Below are 15,226 nucleotides of genomic sequence, written 5' to 3' on the forward strand. Positions count from 1 at the left end.
CCGCGCTCACGGCGCGGCGCAGGGAAGCTTGGGCATCAGGCGGAGACCACTGGCCCCGAGCGCGCGCGTATCGAAGACGACCCTCGGCGTCTCGACGCGGATCTGCGACGCGTCCGTGAAGCTCTCGACCTGCTCGCGCGTCAGACGCCCGGTTTCCAATGTGCCCCAGGCCGTCGCTCGAATGGGAACACGCTCAAACTCCTTGTCCATTTCGTCAAAAAGGATGGCCGCGCCCGGAGCGCCGAAGTAATACGCCTTGTTCTTCATATTGGCGGTTTCCTCCTCGCCCGAAGCGTCGGAGCCTAGCGGCACGAGTTCGACGAGGAATCGCCAAACGCTCTTTCCGGGGTCGATGCGGTCGCAGCCGAGCGCGAAATTGGGCGTCAGGTCAGGCGGGCCGGATTTATGTTTCGCATTGGGAAAATAGAAACGTACGCCGCCACCCCAGGCGCGATCGTCTATAATCCATTCCGAACGAGTGCTCGAGTCGATGACTTCGAGCTTCTCCCGAGGAGCGGCTTCGGCGGGCTGCGACACGAGAGTCCACGGACCTGCGATTGTGACGACGAGCGCTTGGGCGATGCGGCGCGCGGCGCGCTCTGCTTCTGACATTTCGTGACCCTGACCTTTGAGAGAAGGAGCGGATGCCGATCGACACGCGAGCTCACCGCGTCGCGCAGGGAAGCTTCGAATTGCCGTCGATCGTCGTCTTCAGCGCCGAGGTTGCGGATTCGAAAAAAATCCGCGGCGTCTCGGCGCGGATTGCCGATGCGTTGAGGATGGCTCGGACATCGTCTTGCGTCAGAGCGACGGTTTCGAGCGCGCCGTTCCTCGGCGTAAGCGGAGTGCGCCTTATCTCCATGTCCACCTCGTCCAGGAGAACGAGCATCCCCGGCACGCCGAAGTAATATTTCATGCCTTTCTCGTGGGCGATCTCGTCCCTGCTCGTGATGCCCGATCCGGGCGGTGTGGCTCCCACGCGGAAGCGCCAGTAGCTCTTTGTCGGATCCTGGTCGGCGCAACCGAAAGCAAATTCTGGCGCTCCTCCGGCGAGAAAATTCAGGGAAGGCGCGCCCGCTTCCTGGCTTTGTTTCAGATCGAACACAAAGCGAGCGCCGCCGCCCCAGTCAAAGGCCTCGATCCAATTCGCCCGAGGATTGCGATCGACGGCTCTGAGCGGCGCCGGAGAGGCGGCCATCGCGGGAAGCGCCACGAGCATTTGAAGAGCGACCATGGTTGCGAGGAGGGAGTTGGTGCCGATTGGCATGGAAGGCGTCTTTCTAGGCATTTTGTGACCTCGATGAATGAGAGAGCGGATAGTGTTCGCCCGATGAGCAAAAGAGAACGGCGGCGTGGCGGGTGGACTCATCGCCGTGTCGGCCGCCGAGGGGCGGCCTCTACCGAGAGCGATGCGAGACTCCGAGCCCTGTGATCGTGACGACACACGCTCTGGCGACGCCGTGCGCTTTGCTTCTGATATTTTACGCCCCTGACTTTCCAGAGAGAGGAGGGATGCCGATCGACACACGAGCTCACCGCGCGGCGCAGGGAAGCTTCGGATTTCCGTCGATCATCGCTTTCAGCGCCGAGGTTCCAGATTCGAAAAAAATCCGCGGCGTCTTGGCGCGGATCACGGACGCGTTCAGGATGGCTTCGACATCGTCTTGCGTCAGAGCGGCAGTTTCGAGCGCGTCGTCGCTCGGCGCAAGCGCAATGCGCCTTATCTCCTTGTCCGCCTCGCCCAGGAGAACGAGCATTCCCGGCGCGCCGAAGTAATATTTTATGCCCTTCTCATACGCGATCTCGTCCTTGCTCGTGATGCCAGATCCAGGCGGCGTGATTCCGACGCGAAAGCGCCAGTAGCTCTTCGCCGGATCCCGGTCGACGCAACCAAACGTAAATTCAGGGTCGCCTCCCGCGAGAAACTTCAGGGACGGCGCCCGGACTTTTGTTTCGAATTCGGTTCCGGCGAGAAAATCTCGGTGCGCCGCGTCCGCTGCTAGGCTCTGTTTCAGATTCAACACAAAGCGAGCGCCGCCGCCCCAGCTACGGTCCTCGATCCAATAATTCGACGGAGAGTCGCGATCGACGGCTCTGAACGGACCTGGCGACGCGGCCAATGCGGGAAGCGATGCAAGCGCGAGGACGGTCACTAGGCGAGAACCGGCGCCGGCTGGCAGGGAAGGCGTCTTTCTGGACATTTCGCGACCTCAAAGATTGAGTGAGCGGATAGCGTTCGCCCGATGAGCAAAGGAGAACGGCGGCGTGGCGGGGAAATTCATCGCCGTGTCAGCCGGTTCAGTCGAACGATGGCCGCTTACGTCGCCGCCATGAGTGAACCACGAGGACCAGCAGCCACAAGACGAACAATCCGGCGCCGATGGGCAGGGTGAAGATCATCAGCCAGCCGCCGACCGCCATATTGTAGAGGGTCTGTCCCACGTCCGAACCGAGGATGAGGCAGGGGTGCGGATTGCCTTCATCAAGCGCGCAGCTGTTGGCGCTCGCGACGAGGCTCGCGGCGAAGAGAGAGAGCAGTGGCAAGAAGGCGAAGAAAGTGATCGCGACGAGCGCCAGTCCATAGCGCCAAGCCAGCCTATGCCGGCTCCAGCCGGGGAAGTCGATCATCGCGGTCCCCATTTTTGCATGCGCTTCAGTCATCGATCCCGTAGATGCTCGCGTCGTAAACGAGTCCAATCTCCGCTCCATCCGGCGCCTGGACACGTAGGGCGCTCCATTCCTCGCCCGCCTCCGGCCCGTTATCGATTTGCGAGACGTTGCCGAGCTGCAGCGGCCGGTATCGTCCGGCGGCCGCGGGCTTGCATCCTTGCTCGGCGAGCGAGCGCAAAAGCGTGGCGCGCAATGCTTCCGGCTTCTTCTCGTGCAGATGGGCCTTCTCGACGATAGAAACGACGAAAGTCGCCGCTTCGTAGCTCGGGCAGCGATAGCCGCGATGATAGTCTCCGTGCTTCTTGCCGCTCAGGGGGATCATCCCCTGGAAACTTCCATGACTCGGATCGTCGATCCACTCTTGGAGCGCTTTTTTTGAATCCTGCGCAGACCCCGAGCCGAAGGTGAGGAGCAGGATGAGCAAGGCGCAACAATTTCGCATAGTTTTTGAAATCCCAAATCGTCGGATAAGGCATGGAGCCATCCGGTCCTCGCGAAATCAATTACGCCGACGCACCGGTACGATGCGCGCATTGCCCCTGAGAGAGACGCGACAAATAATGTCCTATGACGCCTCGGGGCGAGGAACACGCTCGTCCGGCGCCGTCAATCGGATAGGGGCAGGACATGCGCATCAGCGGCGAGGGCGCCATTCAGCAAAGCGACGACTGCCTTGCGCGAGGGGACGTTCAACTGTCTCAACAGTTGCGAGACATGATTGCGTACCGTGAAATGCGACAGTTTCAAGCGCCGGCCGATCTCCTTGTTCGACAGGCCATGCATCAAGAGCCGCAGAATGTCGCGTTGTCGCACCGTCAGCGTGGCCAGCCCGTGTGTGAGGGACAAGTCGCGCGCGCCGGCCGCTTCGCGCCGCGCATAGAGCACGCTGCCCTCCGGCAGCATGTGACGCACGCGAGCGAGAATATCGTCCGCGTCTTTGGTCCGCACTGCGAACAAAACGACGCCCGCAATCGCACTTTGCTCGATCATCGAGCGGCCTCCTGAATGCCCGCTGTCCTGAAGGTTTGGCGCGATGTCCGAAATGTCGTATGTGTCCATGCTGAAACTTCCGCGTGGTCCCTTTCCCAGCTCCGTAGCATCGCAGGAGCGAGGGTTCATTCGACTTCCGGCGACGAGCGCGAGCGCGGCGACGAGCGGCGGCGAGAATCTGCGAATGGCGACTGTGGGGGGACGAACGGCACGGCTTTGCGGAAGCGCTGCGGATGGCGCCACGAGTCGGTGAACGGAAGTCGCCGTGGGTAAATCTGAAGAGGAAATGAAGGATGATAAAGCGATCGTCCAACGCATGCGCCATCCGTCAGGCCACAATTCGTTTCGGCCTGATCTATTGGGGTGGCGCGTTCCTTTCATCAGTTGTTCTTTGGATTCTTAAAACAACAGAATCTGTAGACTACACCCAACGCGTCGCATATATTGCAGAAAAAATTCTTCGATATGGATCCGGATGGTTTATTACGGCTGGAATTTCGTATATTTTGTTTTGCTTAGATAGGTGGGCGAGCCGTCGCGGGCCATCGGAAAGCTCCCTGCCGATTTTCGTCATATCTTCCTTCTTGATCTCCCTAGCAGCGGCGCCGGTTTGGGCTGCATTGGGCTATGCCGCTCAAGCTGTCTACCCTTTGCCACAACTGGCGGCTCACGACTGGAATAGTTTCATCAACGACACAGCCTTAGGTGCGGCGTTGTTTTTTGGCTGGTCCTGTCTGTTCGTCAGCCTCATCTTCAGTTTCGAACTCCATGACCGCGGACGTCGGCTAGCCGCTGCCCGTGAGGAAGCGCTGTCGGCGCAAATGCGCGCGTTGCGGTACCAGGTAAATCCGCATTTTCTCTTCAACACGCTGAACTCGATCGCCGGCCTGATCGAGGAGGGATCAGCCACCCGCGCCGAGCGCATGGTCCTGTCGCTCTCGACATTCCTGCGCGCGACCTTGTCGCTCGATCCCATGCATGACGTGTCCTTGGCGGATGAGCTGGCTCTTCAGGAGGAATATTTGCAGATCGAGCGCGAGCGCTTCTCTGACCGAATGGCGTTCAGCATCGACATGCCCGAGGACGTGCGCAGCGCCCTTGTGCCGAGCCTGATCCTGCAGCCGCTGATCGAGAACGCAATCAAGCACGGCGTCGGCGCCACTGTCGGCAAGGTCGAGATCGCGCTGCGCGCGCGCCGTGAGGCAAACCGGCTTCGGGTCACGGTCGAGAACGACATGCCCATCGAGGATGACGGCAAGAAGCCTGCCGGCATGGGAGTCGGTCTGCGCAACGTCGCGGAACGGCTGCACGCCCGCTTTCAAGGCGACAGCTCGTTTTCATCCGGCCCGGTCGCGCCCGGCCGCTACCGCGCGTTCATCGAGCTCCCGTGGCGGCTCGCATGAGCGAGCTCACGATTCTCGTCGTCGACGATGAGCCGCTCGCGCGCCGCAGGCTCTTGCGTCTGCTCGCGAAGATGGAATGGGTCGGGCGGATCGACGAAGCCGCCGACGCCAGGGAGGCTCGTCGCGCGGCGGAACAATCTCGGCCCGACATTGTTCTGCTCGACATTCAAATGCCGGGCGGTAGCGGCTTCGATGTTCTGGAAAGCCTCGGACCGGAGCCGCCGGTGGTCGTTTTCGTCACCGCATTCGACCATCACGCCCTACGCGCCTTCGAGGCCAACGCCGTCGACTACGTCACCAAGCCGATCGAGCCGGGGCGCTTCGCCCGCGCCCTGGAGCGCGCGCGGATTGCCGCGGGCGCGCGCCATCAGGCGGACCGAGTCGCCGAATTGCAGGAAACGATCGCTTCCCTGAAGCGCGCTTTGACCGAACAGCCGAAAAAGCCGACCGAGTTCTGGGTGAAGGCGCGAGGCGAATACTTGCGCGTCACGCTGGCCAATGTGATCCGCTTTCAGGCCGAACGCGATTATGTGCGTATCCATGTCGTCGGCGCGGACTATCTCTTTCAGGAGAGCCTGTCCTCGCTCGAACGCCGTCTCGACGGCGAAGAGTTCCTGCGTATCCATCGTGGAGCGATTGTGCGCCGCAGCGCCATCACGCGTATCAAGCAGGCGCCTTTCGCGGCGCTGATCGCGATTTTGAGCGATGGTTCGGAAGTGCGCGTGGGGCGAACCTATGCGCCGTCGATCCGCGCGAGGCTCACGCGGGCATAGCGTGAGCGCCTTCTCGGCCGACTTCCGTAGGACCGTGCTCACTGTTCGAGCGGAACGCCGTTCTGTGCTAGCCACTCGGCGACCGACTGCCGCGCGCGCCGCGCCTCTACGGTGAGCAGACGCTCCTGCGTCATGAAGAGATAAGGCTGGAAAGTCTTGCCCTGCCGATTGCGTGCCGCGGCCGGGGCTCCTCGCTGTAAGATTCTCAGGACCCTTGCCGGATCGCCGATCTGCGCCGCGACGTGCAGAATTGTATTGCCCATGTTGTCGGAATGATTCAAACGCGCTCCGGCGGCGAGCAACATTTCGAACTGTTGCTCCCGCCCCCACATCAAGGCCGCCATCAAAGGCGTCCTGCCGGTCAACTCATTGCGGGCGTCGACATCGATGCGGCGCGTCAGCAGCTGGCGAAGATATGCCGGATCGTTCGCTTTGGCGGCAAAGTGAATCGTCGTATCGCCGTCGATTCCGGGCTGCGCAGGGTCGGCGCCGACATTCAGCAGCGCTTGAAAGGCGATATGGCTTTTGTTGAGCATAGCCCATTGCAACAGCGTGACGTTTCTATCGCCTCTCGATCGCACATCGGCGCCCGCGGCCACGAGCTCGGCGGCGCGCTTGCTGTCCCCCTGCATGGCTGCGTCGAGCAGCGCGACGACCTTAGGGTCGAAGAATATCTCGCGAGAGCTCGGCTCGCCTCCGCTCGGCTTCGGCAATAAGAACTGGAGCAGGCTAATTGCACCCAAGAGAAAATTCCGGCGAGAAAGCTTGGCCGATCGCTTCGCCCAGTTCATGGCGCGGACTTCTTCCACGGCTCGAATGTGCTCAAAGTGTAGCCCATCTCGCCACTGATGTGGAGCGTCGCGCCTTTGCATTCCCGCAGGCGTGTCTCGAAGCTATGGCTCGTTTCGATCTGTCCGAGATCGGTCCGAACGCGCCCATGATGATGCCATACGGTCGCCTGATAACGGGCGGTGTCGGTCCCCGTCCGCTCTATGCCCGCTGTTTCCAGCGACGTCTCATGGTCGGAGCCGTCGGCATCGAGAGTCTTCTTGACGACGCGTCGCTGTTCCTCGGCATATTGGCGCTCGAGTTCCTCGACGCATGCTCGATGCGACGCGAGCGTTTGCGAAGATGGCGGGACTGGCAGCCTGCCGCTCGCATCGGCCGGCTGCGACGCCAGAAAGATCACAAGACCGAAAGCCTTCGCCAGCGATCGGAAACGCATCCCTGCCATAGACGTGCTGCTCCATCGATTTGTGATCGATTTCAACTCGAATCAACGAGTCTCGCCGGAATAGGGGGACTCTCCGCCTCGCGAGTCGTTCGTGTGCTCTTTCAGATTTCCGCAAACACAAACCGCGTCGGCGCAATTATTTGAAAGCTGTTTGCGAATGAACGAGCAGTCCGGCTTCGAATGAACCGTCTGTGTCTTGGTGGCGTTCTCATAGGCGTAGACGGCAGCCTTGGTGTCCAGAATTTCCATGAGTCTCAATCCGCTGTTTTGGCAGATCAGCCGCTCGATCGGCTTGCTTTGCCTTTGACAGTCGAGGCAGGACGGAACGTCGCCGTAAAATTCCGACAAATCGCCAATCGCGCGCTTGACCTTGTCGACGTCTACGTTCGGGCAATCGATCGCAAGTGCGCGCCCCGCGACGCCCGTGAGAAGCAAGTTCAACAAGGACGCCAACAAAGCTGTTCGCATATCATCCTCCTTTACGTTCGTGTTCCGAACCGCGACGAACTCATCGAAGCGGCTCGATGCGGGTGACGCAGGATCTCTTCGTCATATCGCTCCCGGGCGTGAACAGAGAGAAGGAAAAGAACGTCTCTCCTGGGCTGTTTTTGCCGCCATCCTCATTACGACCGGCGCGGACAAAAATCGGCCTGGGCTCGGCGAGAAGATTGATCCGGAAAAAGGCAGTGTGTTCGTCATCGAGCTGATCGCCATATCCGTCCGTCTTGCAATTGTCGGAAAGCAGGGTCACGGTCCCGGCGCTCAGCTGCCTTTGGAGAATTTCCTGATAATTGCTGTTCGGATAAAACTTCTGAAGCTCTATTCCGCGAACCCCTTTGGCGCTGTGGAAGACGACGTCGATCGAGGCGTCGCCTTCATTGCCTCTTTTGCTCGTTGCGCTCGAGCCGATCCCGACCGGCAGATCGACGTCGCCAAATCCCCTCAGGCGCAGTCGCCCCTGCAAATGGTAAGTCACGCCGAGGTCCTTCTCGGAGTCCTCGGGATAGGCGAAACCCTTCCAATCGATGTTCGAAAGCGCGGCGATCTCCTTGTCCCGCTTGCCCTGCGCGAAGGCGAAGAGCAGCGTTTCGAGCGGGCTGCTCGCAGCGAACGCCTCAATCGAGGCGCCGGTCGCCAACGCGATAAGGGCGAAAACAATAGTGAAGCGGGTGAAGATCTTATAGATCATCTCGTCGTGGTTCCTTCAACATCGCCAATCGAGAAAGCACTCGACAATCCGCATCGGCGCGACAGCGCTCGTTTCATCCTTGCTCCAGTCACGGACGGCCGCTCGAGGCTCCGATAGTGGCTCACTTCTCGGCCGGCTCGCTCACGCATTTTTCAATCGGGAAAAGCACGAAGCGCTTACCTCTCAACGCGGCGGCTTTCTTCGGTTCGAGACCCTGTTCGCTGTAAGGATCGACCTCGAATGACGTCAAAGCATACTGTCCGGTATTCTCCTGGTAGCGCCATGACCCATTCTCGCCGGAGTCCTGATCGGGGCCCCAAAGGTCGTAGCTCGTGATTTCCAAACTGTTCGGATTGATTTTCCCGTTCGGAAGTCTGGTCGCGACTTCGTATCCCGTCGCTCTGGGCTTTTCCGCCAACTCGGAACGAAGGTCGTCCGCCCATCGAAGCTCGTATACGGGCTTTGCGAATTGCATCAGCCGGTAACCCTGGTAAGTCCGCCACTGAAGAAATACGCGGGTCCGGGTGGCGGAATATTCGCAATGGAGATCGTAGATGACAGTGGCGAATCTGCCGCTCTGCGCGACCACGATCATTCGGTCATCCTTGATGACGTGTGCGTTATCGGTATCGTCGCATCCGGCATCGGTATGTGAAACGACGAATTTGCGCGCGTCTGGCACCATTGGAACGTCCGGCGGCAATTCTGCGCTGCAGGCCGAGGTTTGCGCGAGGAGGGCCAAGGCGCAAAGACGCGCAGCGACCCGGGTGGAGCTTTTATAAGTCATGCAAGTCTCGACCATCTCGCAATCGTTCGTGTTCAGATTCATCAATGGCGAAAACATGCGGCGTTTTGCGATCTCTCGTTCAGCCGCGCTTACCGATGCAACGGCTTAATTTATCGCGGGCCATGAACCCGCTGTGCCATCCGATATCGAGCACGGTCTCGCCGCTGACATCGAGTCGGAAGCCCAGCTTGTCCTGCATGTTGGAGAGGAGCGCGTCGGCGGTCGGCACCGCGAGCGCTATGACGCCATATTCATATTTGTAGCTGCGATCAGTGTAGTTGAAGGCGTTCACCGTTTGCGTCTGCCCGTCATCCGACTGCATCAATGAAACCTGAATTGTGCGCACCGCGGCCGGCTTCGGAATGTTCGGACCCCAGAATGTCAGCAAGGCTCCTCGATAGTCGTCACCGGGCCCGGAGACGCGCACCGCGCCGTGGGCATTGATGAACATGGCGGCGCAGAACTCGCCAGGCTTTTTAGTGTGCGTGTCTTGAAAGAATTCCCACTTGCCGTTCCTGACCCAGGAATAGCGCGGGTCTTTTGTCATGCGCGCCGAGTCCTCGATCGTGTTCTTGGCGATGTTGGCCATCGCAAGCGTCGAGTCGAGCAGCCTCTGGGTCTTGTCAGGCAGCTGCGCCGCCTCCGCGGCGAGATCACGACGACGTTGGCGCTCTTCTTCTTGTTGTTCGTAATAGTCCTGCGCAGCCTCGCGAGCACGCTCCATGTTCCAGTTGTGCACCTGCTGTTGTTGTTCGCAGATATTGGGGAGGTCTGAACAGGCTGCGGCAGGACCGGCGAATCCCGCCCAAGCGATCGAAGCACCTGAAATCACACATGACCATACAGTCTTCTTATTTGCCGAAGGGTGGGACTCTGCCGAGGAGATGCTGTTCGTCAGGCTCTTGCCGTGGTCCATAGCGGCGTTCCTTTCAGCGCTGTTGGTGACGCAGGGTCGACAGGATCTCGCGGACCGCGGTGACGACCGCCTCCGGCTTCTCGAGCGGAATGGCGTGACCGCTGTCGACCCACACTTGGCGGGCGCCGGGATTGAGGCGGAGAATGTCGATCCGCTTGGCGTTGCTGTCACGAGCGAGTTCGGAGCTCTCGCTCATCGGCTTGGCCGCGCTGAGGATCGTTACGGGCTTGCCGGCGAACGGCGGCAAGGCGACGAGCGCCGCGCCAGTCGCCGGCAGGGCGTCCAGCTCTTCTTGCGCGACCCCCGGAGACGCCACGTCGATGGCGAGCTTGACCAAAACCGGCCATTTCTCGCGCGCGCCGGCGCCGCTCAACTGCTCCGGATGCGTCGAATCGACCAGCACGAGGCCGGCCACTTCGTCGGGATGACGGCGCGCATAGAGTTGGACGTAAAGACCGCCGATGGAATGGCCGACCAGCACATAAGGCGGCGAAATCCCCTTGGCCCGAAGCGTCGCGCGGAGTTCCTCGACGATGGTGACGCCATCGCGCGGCGTCGTCGCCGGCGCACTCGCGCCGATGCCGGGACGATTATAGGCAAAGACGGTGGTTTCGGTCGCGATGTCCGGCAGAACCTTCGACCACCACTCCAGTCGACCGCCGAGCCCGTTTTCGAACACAACGGCCGGCGCGCCCTTTCCTGTGACGACGTGCTCAACCTTTCGCTCGGCGAGGACCGAAGTGGCGACGCCCTCCATCGAGGCGCAGCCGCCAACTGCGAGTATCGTGGCGAGAAGCATCGCGACGATACGGCCGGAGCGTCGAATGCGTAGCATGGAGTCCAGTAGTGTTTTCTCTCGATTGCGTCGAGTCTCGTCCATCATCCTCTATCGTCCCGCGACATCGACGCCAGAACATGACGATACGCAGGGATCATCGACTGCGGATCCGACGCCCGACGCACTTTGATTTCGTTCTCGATCAGGCCCTTGAAAAACGCCACGAAGTCGTGTTTTCCCGTATCGGAGGAAACGCTTCCATCGAAATCCCCGCCGGCGAACTGAACTTGAAACAGATCATCGAGCGTGATTTCGCCTTGCTCGAACTTGCTCTTACCCCACGCCACATATTCAGCCTTGGCTATGTTAGCAAAGTCCGGCTGGCCGAACCTCCATGCCCGTGATGCATTAACCTCGGCGGTCGTTACTTGCGCTTCTGCAAAGTACGACTCAAAGGGGTCAGCGCTCTGTGGTTTTTCTGCAACCCTCGGCGCCGTCGACTCCGGCGGGTGTGCGCGAAATGCCAGCGTGGAAATTTTCATCGCTCGTTCCTTATCGGGAAAGGCTTGGGACACGTTGGTTTTTTGAACGCCCAGCTTCGGCCTGCTTCAATAACACTTGCTTCGACGCTCGTGCCTAGATGCTCCGGAGCACCAGTACACTATTGCTCTCGTGCCAGATCAGAGCGGCCGACGAGGCGCTCGAAATGGTTGCGGTGCAATTTGTGCCGATAGCTACGCGATGGGGTCCGGCAATTCGTTAGGATCAGGCAGCGAGCACCGCACTCCAGATTTCGGGCGCAGTTCTTCCTGCGGCTTTGAATTTACTCAGCGCGAATTGACCCTTCCTGATGCAATGCATGAGTTCGACGCCGGCGATCGTGATCGCCGCATGTCGGAATCGCTTGAACCTGAGCATCGGCCCCAAACGAAGCTTGATAGATCGGTGATCCTGTTCAATCATATTATTTAGGTATTTCGAAGATCGAATTCGAGTCCGTGCGCCGCCTCGATGCTGTGCGAGAAGCTCGCGCGCCGCCCGATGTGCCGCCTGATATCTGTCGAGCGTAATTTTGCGCGGGGGCCGTCCGTGGCGCGCGAACGCACGACGGAAAAACGCTTTGGCGGCGGCGACATCTCGCTTCGCGCGCAGAAAAAAATCCACTGTTTTTCTCGCCTTGTCGACGGCGCGGTAGAGATAGACCCAGCGCCCCTTGATCTTGACGTAGGTCATCGACGCGCCACGATCCGCCGACTTGGCGCGCGAAACGGTTCCACCGCTTTTCGAACTCCGGAACGTAGCGCTGAACCCAGCGCATGATGGTCGTATGGGCCAACGACTAGCCGCGCTCCGCCATCATTTCCACGAGATCTCGGAAGCTTAACTTGTGTCGCAGATACCAGCGCACGCAGAGAGTGATGATCTCGCGGTCGAAATGGCGCCCTTTGAACCCGCTCACGCCGTTCGCACCAGAGCCGTTTCGAGAGGTCATCGAGGCGCTTGGCTTCAAATTGGTCAATAGCATTTTGACGACGGCATCGATCGCTCTGCGTGTCCGTCGAAAAAATACCGGGTCATCGCCGCGGTTCAAATGCGCGGCTGAGCTTTGATAGTCTCGGAGCACGAATGGACGTTCGTCCGAGTGTCACATCTCCGCAGCCACGACTGTCCGCTTAATGCGTGTCGCTGGCCGCCTCTTCTCATCGCGTGTCGATCTCATGTCCATGTCATTCCGTTCCATTCCAAGCTTTCGCGCCCGTTCCCACGAAATCCCCGGTGAGGATAACCGCCAGGCGAACCGCCGTGGCGCGATGCTGCGTCGACTGGCGGGAGCTTTGCCTAGAGGACTACGCGAGCCCTTCGCTGAGCGATGGTTGCGTCGTGCGGGCGCTCCTGGGCCTGCGGCGGAACACGTGTTCCAATATATGCGCGATGCGAATGCGTCCAAGCAAGGCTCCGTCACGATGAAAGGGGCGGACAATTTTTACGTTCGTCAGTACCGTCAATACCTCAATCCGACGATGGGCGCATTTGCCCAAACAGCGATCCAGGCTGTCTTTGCCGCAGGCGGCGGTGGTCACGGCGCGTCATGGTCGCGAGTCAGACATGTCGCTCTCGCTATGGCGGAGGCTCGTCACGGGGCGTCGCCACTCGTCGTTCTCGATCGGGAGACGATTGCCGCGGCCGTGTTCTTGCCGCGACCGCAAGACGCTGAAGAAGCGCGCGCATTGCTGGATTGGCTCGCTGGTGCCGGCCGTGCGCCAGAGGCCTACAAGCGCCTTGCGAGCGGCGCTTCGATGCTATGCGCCGAGCCGGGCGTGCGGGCGGCCACGCGCTCGGCCTCTGGGGCAATGATCGATCTCGTCGGGTCAGCGGTCGGTAGCGGGAAAATGGCGCTTCTTGCGCTGCATCCCTATGATCCTGACGCGATGGGTCTGCATCTTACGCTATTTGCGGTCGAAGCCCTGGAGCCCGCTCAGGTCGAGTATGACTACGGGCTTGCTGCTGGCGCGCTCGATCCCTGGCGTCGCGCCGCCGCCGCGACGGGATCGATCGTCGTCTTCCTCGTTGGCGGAGTGGAGGAAGCGTTCACACAATGCTCACAAAATCTTTTCGTCAAGCGACCGCGCGGCGACGCGACAGACGTCGCACGAGCGCGCTGGACGTCGCTCATGCCGCTCGATCGCCTGCTCGCATGCCAATTCGAGATTTTGCAGGCGACAGTCTCCGCTTCGGGACTGCCCGGCGTTTCGCCGCGTGACGGTGAGTTCGGCATGGCGGGCTTCGCTGCCCGCCACAATAGTCAGACTTTGACACTCGTCCCCTATTTCGCCGGCAACGCCGTCCATGGCCACGCCGCTAAACTCTGGTCGAACCCTTGGTCGTCGCTGCTTTTGTGGGATGATCATAGCTGGTTTTCGGCGGTCACCGCTTCCGGTCCGACGCGGATCGTCGAAGACGTCGAAATTACTACTCGATTCCCACACATCGCCGAGAGCTTGGCCATGCGTCGTCGGCGTAACGGCGGTCCCGCGGCGCGACCGGAGTATTGGTTCGAACAGGTCGTTCGCGAAATCTCGGTGCAAGAAGAACCAGTCACAGGAAACTGGCTCGATCCCGCTCGGGCGCCCTGCAGTCTGAATGCGGGCGGCCTTGCCCATCATGGTAAGAAGCCCGCCTATTTCGGCGCAGATCGTCTTCCAAACTACGATATGCGTTGGCAACATGAAAGAGAGGCGCTCGGGCGGCCACTCGATCCGAGCGGCGTGTCGCGATGCTATTGGGAGCGGGAGTCGGCGGAGGCGTTCGCGGCGCGACATGCGCATCTGTCGGGCCTTAGCGAGACCGACGCCGTATTCCCCGACCCAATCGGATTGTAGAATGCTCTACTCGACGGAGTGAACATCCGCGAGGCTCTGGTGCGAACGGCGTGAGCGGGACATAATCCCTCCGTGGGCGCAACCGGACGCTGAGGCAATAGGCGATGCTGAGTGTGGACGACTTTTTAAAGGACGCCATTTCGACCGGGAAATCATCGTTCTCTGCGTGCGTTGGTATCTGCGATACAAGCTCAGCTTCCGAGATCTCGTGGAAATGATGGCGGAGCGCGGCTTGTTTTTGGCCCATACGTCCATCATGCGCTGGGTTCAGCGCTACGTTCCGGAGTTCGAAAAGCGGTGGAACCGCTTCGCGCGCCAAGTCGGCGGATCGTGGCGCGTCGACGAGACCTACGTCAAGATCAAAGGACGCTGGGTCTATCTCTACCGCGCCGTCGACAAGGCGGGAAAGACGGTGGACTTTTTGTTGCGCGCCAAGCGAGATGTCGCCGCTGCCAAAGCGTTTTTCCGTCGTGCTTTCGCGAGCCACGGACGCCCGCCGCGCAAAATCACGCTGGACGGATATCAGGCGTCACATCGTGCGGCGCGTGAACTTCTCGCACAGCATCGAGGCGGCGCACGGACTCGAATTCGATCTTCGAAATACCTGAATAACCTCATTGAACAGGATCACCGATCCATCAAGCTTCGTTTGGGTCCCATGCTCGGGTTCAAGCGATTCCGCCATGCGGCGATCACGATCGCCGGCGTCGAACTCATGCATCGCATCAGGAAAGGTCAATTCGTACTGAGCAAATTTAGAGCCGCCGGGACAACTGCGCCCGAAATCTGGAGCGCGGTGCTGGCTGCCTGACCTTCAGGAAACACCAGACCCCTTCGCGCGGCATTCACAAAATTTGCACCGCAACCTCCGCTTCCACCCCGATGGCGAGCGGCGGTTGATTTTTTGCGCCATGCGGTTTGAAGCAGGCGGGGAAGGCCTCGATCAATTCATCGAGAAGCGCGCGAACTTCGGCATGAGAGCGCTTTTGCGCCTCCCGGTCGATCGAGCGCCGCGATTGGTCTGCTGCTTGGCTCTCTGTCGTGTCGGTCATGAGGACCCGTCTTCGAGATTGGCGAACTTTTCAATGACTAGCCAACGGGTTCGC

At 60.3% G+C, this 15,226-nt stretch carries 19 protein-coding genes and 1 pseudogene; 4 read left to right on the forward strand and 16 right to left on the reverse strand.

Annotated elements, in window-relative coordinates; all coding sequences use genetic code 11:
- Window positions 1–6: 6 nt before the first annotated feature.
- The 6 genes from Mspo_RS10220 to Mspo_RS20200 form a co-directional block, all read right to left on the reverse strand.
- Complete coding sequence (locus Mspo_RS10220; protein ID WP_159729386.1) at window positions 7–612, reverse strand: hypothetical protein; 606 nt, start codon at window positions 610–612, stop codon at window positions 7–9.
- Between the two features lie 52 nt (window positions 613–664).
- Window positions 665–1,369: a hypothetical protein gene (locus tag Mspo_RS10225; RefSeq protein WP_244613313.1), complete on the reverse strand. Its 705-nt coding sequence runs from the start codon at window positions 1,367–1,369 to the stop codon at window positions 665–667.
- A gap of 163 nt (window positions 1,370–1,532) precedes the next feature.
- The gene (locus Mspo_RS10230; protein WP_159729388.1) at window positions 1,533–2,201 is read right to left on the reverse strand and encodes a hypothetical protein; all 669 of its coding nucleotides are present in this window, start codon (window positions 2,199–2,201) and stop codon (window positions 1,533–1,535) included.
- A gap of 97 nt (window positions 2,202–2,298) precedes the next feature.
- The gene (locus tag Mspo_RS10235) at window positions 2,299–2,661 is read right to left on the reverse strand and encodes a hypothetical protein (protein ID WP_201281676.1); all 363 of its coding nucleotides are present in this window, start codon (window positions 2,659–2,661) and stop codon (window positions 2,299–2,301) included.
- On the reverse strand, window positions 2,654–2,992 hold the full coding sequence (locus Mspo_RS10240; RefSeq protein ID WP_159729389.1) for a hypothetical protein: 339 nt from the start codon (window positions 2,990–2,992) through the stop codon (window positions 2,654–2,656). The genes Mspo_RS10235 and Mspo_RS10240 overlap by 8 nt, the downstream gene beginning before the upstream one ends.
- A gap of 284 nt (window positions 2,993–3,276) precedes the next feature.
- On the reverse strand, window positions 3,277–3,729 hold the full coding sequence (locus tag Mspo_RS20200; RefSeq protein ID WP_306344960.1) for a LuxR C-terminal-related transcriptional regulator: 453 nt from the start codon (window positions 3,727–3,729) through the stop codon (window positions 3,277–3,279).
- Between the two features lie 224 nt (window positions 3,730–3,953).
- Between Mspo_RS20200 and Mspo_RS10250 the strand changes: the two genes are divergently transcribed.
- A complete protein-coding gene (locus tag Mspo_RS10250) occupies window positions 3,954–5,063 on the forward strand; it encodes a sensor histidine kinase (protein ID WP_159729391.1) in 1,110 nt (369 codons plus the stop codon).
- Window positions 5,060–5,836, forward strand: a complete 777-nt coding sequence (locus Mspo_RS10255; protein ID WP_159729393.1) for a LytTR family DNA-binding domain-containing protein — start codon at window positions 5,060–5,062, stop codon at window positions 5,834–5,836. Before Mspo_RS10250 ends, Mspo_RS10255 begins: the two co-directional genes overlap by 4 nt.
- Window positions 5,837–5,874: 38 nt before the next feature.
- Here Mspo_RS10255 and Mspo_RS10260 read toward each other — a convergent pair whose 3' ends face one another.
- The 9 genes and pseudogenes from Mspo_RS10260 to Mspo_RS10300 form a co-directional block, all read right to left on the reverse strand.
- Window positions 5,875–6,708, reverse strand: coding sequence for an ankyrin repeat domain-containing protein (locus tag Mspo_RS10260; protein ID WP_159729395.1), 834 nt, complete (start codon window positions 6,706–6,708; stop codon window positions 5,875–5,877).
- Window positions 6,624–7,106: a hypothetical protein gene (locus tag Mspo_RS10265; RefSeq protein ID WP_159729397.1), complete on the reverse strand. Its 483-nt coding sequence runs from the start codon at window positions 7,104–7,106 to the stop codon at window positions 6,624–6,626. The genes Mspo_RS10260 and Mspo_RS10265 overlap by 85 nt, the downstream gene beginning before the upstream one ends.
- 6 nt (window positions 7,107–7,112) lie before the next feature.
- A complete protein-coding gene (locus Mspo_RS10270) occupies window positions 7,113–7,538 on the reverse strand; it encodes a hypothetical protein (RefSeq protein ID WP_159729399.1) in 426 nt (141 codons plus the stop codon).
- Window positions 7,539–7,578: 40 nt separating this feature from the next.
- Complete coding sequence (locus Mspo_RS10275; protein ID WP_159729401.1) at window positions 7,579–8,259, reverse strand: hypothetical protein; 681 nt, start codon at window positions 8,257–8,259, stop codon at window positions 7,579–7,581.
- Window positions 8,260–8,380: 121 nt separating this feature from the next.
- Window positions 8,381–9,046, reverse strand: coding sequence for a hypothetical protein (locus Mspo_RS10280; protein WP_159729403.1), 666 nt, complete (start codon window positions 9,044–9,046; stop codon window positions 8,381–8,383).
- A gap of 79 nt (window positions 9,047–9,125) precedes the next feature.
- Window positions 9,126–9,962, reverse strand: a complete 837-nt coding sequence (locus tag Mspo_RS10285; protein ID WP_159729405.1) for a hypothetical protein — start codon at window positions 9,960–9,962, stop codon at window positions 9,126–9,128.
- A 13-nt stretch (window positions 9,963–9,975) separates the two neighbouring features.
- On the reverse strand, window positions 9,976–10,719 hold the full coding sequence (locus Mspo_RS10290) for an alpha/beta fold hydrolase (protein WP_159729407.1): 744 nt from the start codon (window positions 10,717–10,719) through the stop codon (window positions 9,976–9,978).
- A 122-nt stretch (window positions 10,720–10,841) separates the two neighbouring features.
- Entirely contained in the window at window positions 10,842–11,282 is a 441-nt protein-coding gene (locus Mspo_RS10295) for a hypothetical protein (protein WP_159729409.1), read from the reverse strand.
- A 223-nt stretch (window positions 11,283–11,505) separates the two neighbouring features.
- Window positions 11,506–12,232 (reverse strand): annotated as a pseudogene (locus Mspo_RS10300) (IS6 family transposase).
- Window positions 12,233–12,653: 421 nt separating this feature from the next.
- On the opposite strand from Mspo_RS10300, the gene Mspo_RS10305 reads away from it, so the two are divergent.
- Together Mspo_RS10305 and Mspo_RS10310 are read left to right on the forward strand one after the other, a co-directional pair.
- Window positions 12,654–14,120 carry a pyridoxamine 5'-phosphate oxidase family protein gene (locus tag Mspo_RS10305; protein ID WP_159729411.1) on the forward strand — a complete coding sequence of 489 codons (1,467 nt, stop codon included), beginning with the start codon at window positions 12,654–12,656 and terminating at the stop codon, window positions 14,118–14,120.
- A gap of 97 nt (window positions 14,121–14,217) precedes the next feature.
- A complete protein-coding gene (locus Mspo_RS10310) occupies window positions 14,218–14,931 on the forward strand; it encodes an IS6 family transposase (RefSeq protein WP_159729528.1) in 714 nt (237 codons plus the stop codon).
- Window positions 14,932–14,965: 34 nt separating this feature from the next.
- Here the strand turns inward: Mspo_RS10310 and Mspo_RS10315 are convergent, their stop codons facing one another.
- Window positions 14,966–15,172 (reverse strand): hypothetical protein, encoded by a 207-nt coding sequence (locus Mspo_RS10315; protein ID WP_159729413.1) that lies wholly within the window; start codon window positions 15,170–15,172, stop codon window positions 14,966–14,968.
- Window positions 15,173–15,226: the final 54 nt, after the last annotated feature.

Source organism: Methylosinus sp. Ce-a6 (genome assembly GCF_009811655.1).
GTDB lineage: Bacteria > Pseudomonadota > Alphaproteobacteria > Rhizobiales > Beijerinckiaceae > Methylosinus.

Bases quoted from the DNA above. Each gene is read 5' to 3' on its own strand.
- Mspo_RS10220 (WP_159729386.1), bottom strand. From the start codon at position 612: ATGTCAGAAGCAGAGCGCGCCGCGCGCCGCATCGCCCAAGCGCTCGTC.
- Mspo_RS10225 (WP_244613313.1), bottom strand. From the start codon at position 1,369: ATGAGTCCACCCGCCACGCCGCCGTTCTCTTTTGCTCATCGGGCGAAC.
- Mspo_RS10230 (WP_159729388.1), bottom strand. From the start codon at position 2,201: ATGTCCAGAAAGACGCCTTCCCTGCCAGCCGGCGCCGGTTCTCGCCTA.
- Mspo_RS10235 (WP_201281676.1), bottom strand. From the start codon at position 2,661: ATGACTGAAGCGCATGCAAAAATGGGGACCGCGATGATCGACTTCCCC.
- Mspo_RS10240 (WP_159729389.1), bottom strand. From the start codon at position 2,992: ATGATCCCCCTGAGCGGCAAGAAGCACGGAGACTATCATCGCGGCTAT.
- Mspo_RS20200 (WP_306344960.1), bottom strand. From the start codon at position 3,729: ATGGACACATACGACATTTCGGACATCGCGCCAAACCTTCAGGACAGC.
- Mspo_RS10250 (WP_159729391.1), top strand. From the start codon at position 3,954: ATGATAAAGCGATCGTCCAACGCATGCGCCATCCGTCAGGCCACAATT.
- Mspo_RS10255 (WP_159729393.1), top strand. From the start codon at position 5,060: ATGAGCGAGCTCACGATTCTCGTCGTCGACGATGAGCCGCTCGCGCGC.
- Mspo_RS10260 (WP_159729395.1), bottom strand. From the start codon at position 6,708: ATGCAAAGGCGCGACGCTCCACATCAGTGGCGAGATGGGCTACACTTT.
- Mspo_RS10270 (WP_159729399.1), bottom strand. From the start codon at position 7,538: ATGCGAACAGCTTTGTTGGCGTCCTTGTTGAACTTGCTTCTCACGGGC.
- Mspo_RS10275 (WP_159729401.1), bottom strand. From the start codon at position 8,259: ATGATCTATAAGATCTTCACCCGCTTCACTATTGTTTTCGCCCTTATC.
- Mspo_RS10280 (WP_159729403.1), bottom strand. From the start codon at position 9,046: ATGACTTATAAAAGCTCCACCCGGGTCGCTGCGCGTCTTTGCGCCTTG.
- Mspo_RS10285 (WP_159729405.1), bottom strand. From the start codon at position 9,962: ATGGACCACGGCAAGAGCCTGACGAACAGCATCTCCTCGGCAGAGTCC.
- Mspo_RS10290 (WP_159729407.1), bottom strand. From the start codon at position 10,719: ATGGAGGGCGTCGCCACTTCGGTCCTCGCCGAGCGAAAGGTTGAGCAC.
- Mspo_RS10295 (WP_159729409.1), bottom strand. From the start codon at position 11,282: ATGAAAATTTCCACGCTGGCATTTCGCGCACACCCGCCGGAGTCGACG.
- Mspo_RS10315 (WP_159729413.1), bottom strand. From the start codon at position 15,172: ATGACCGACACGACAGAGAGCCAAGCAGCAGACCAATCGCGGCGCTCG.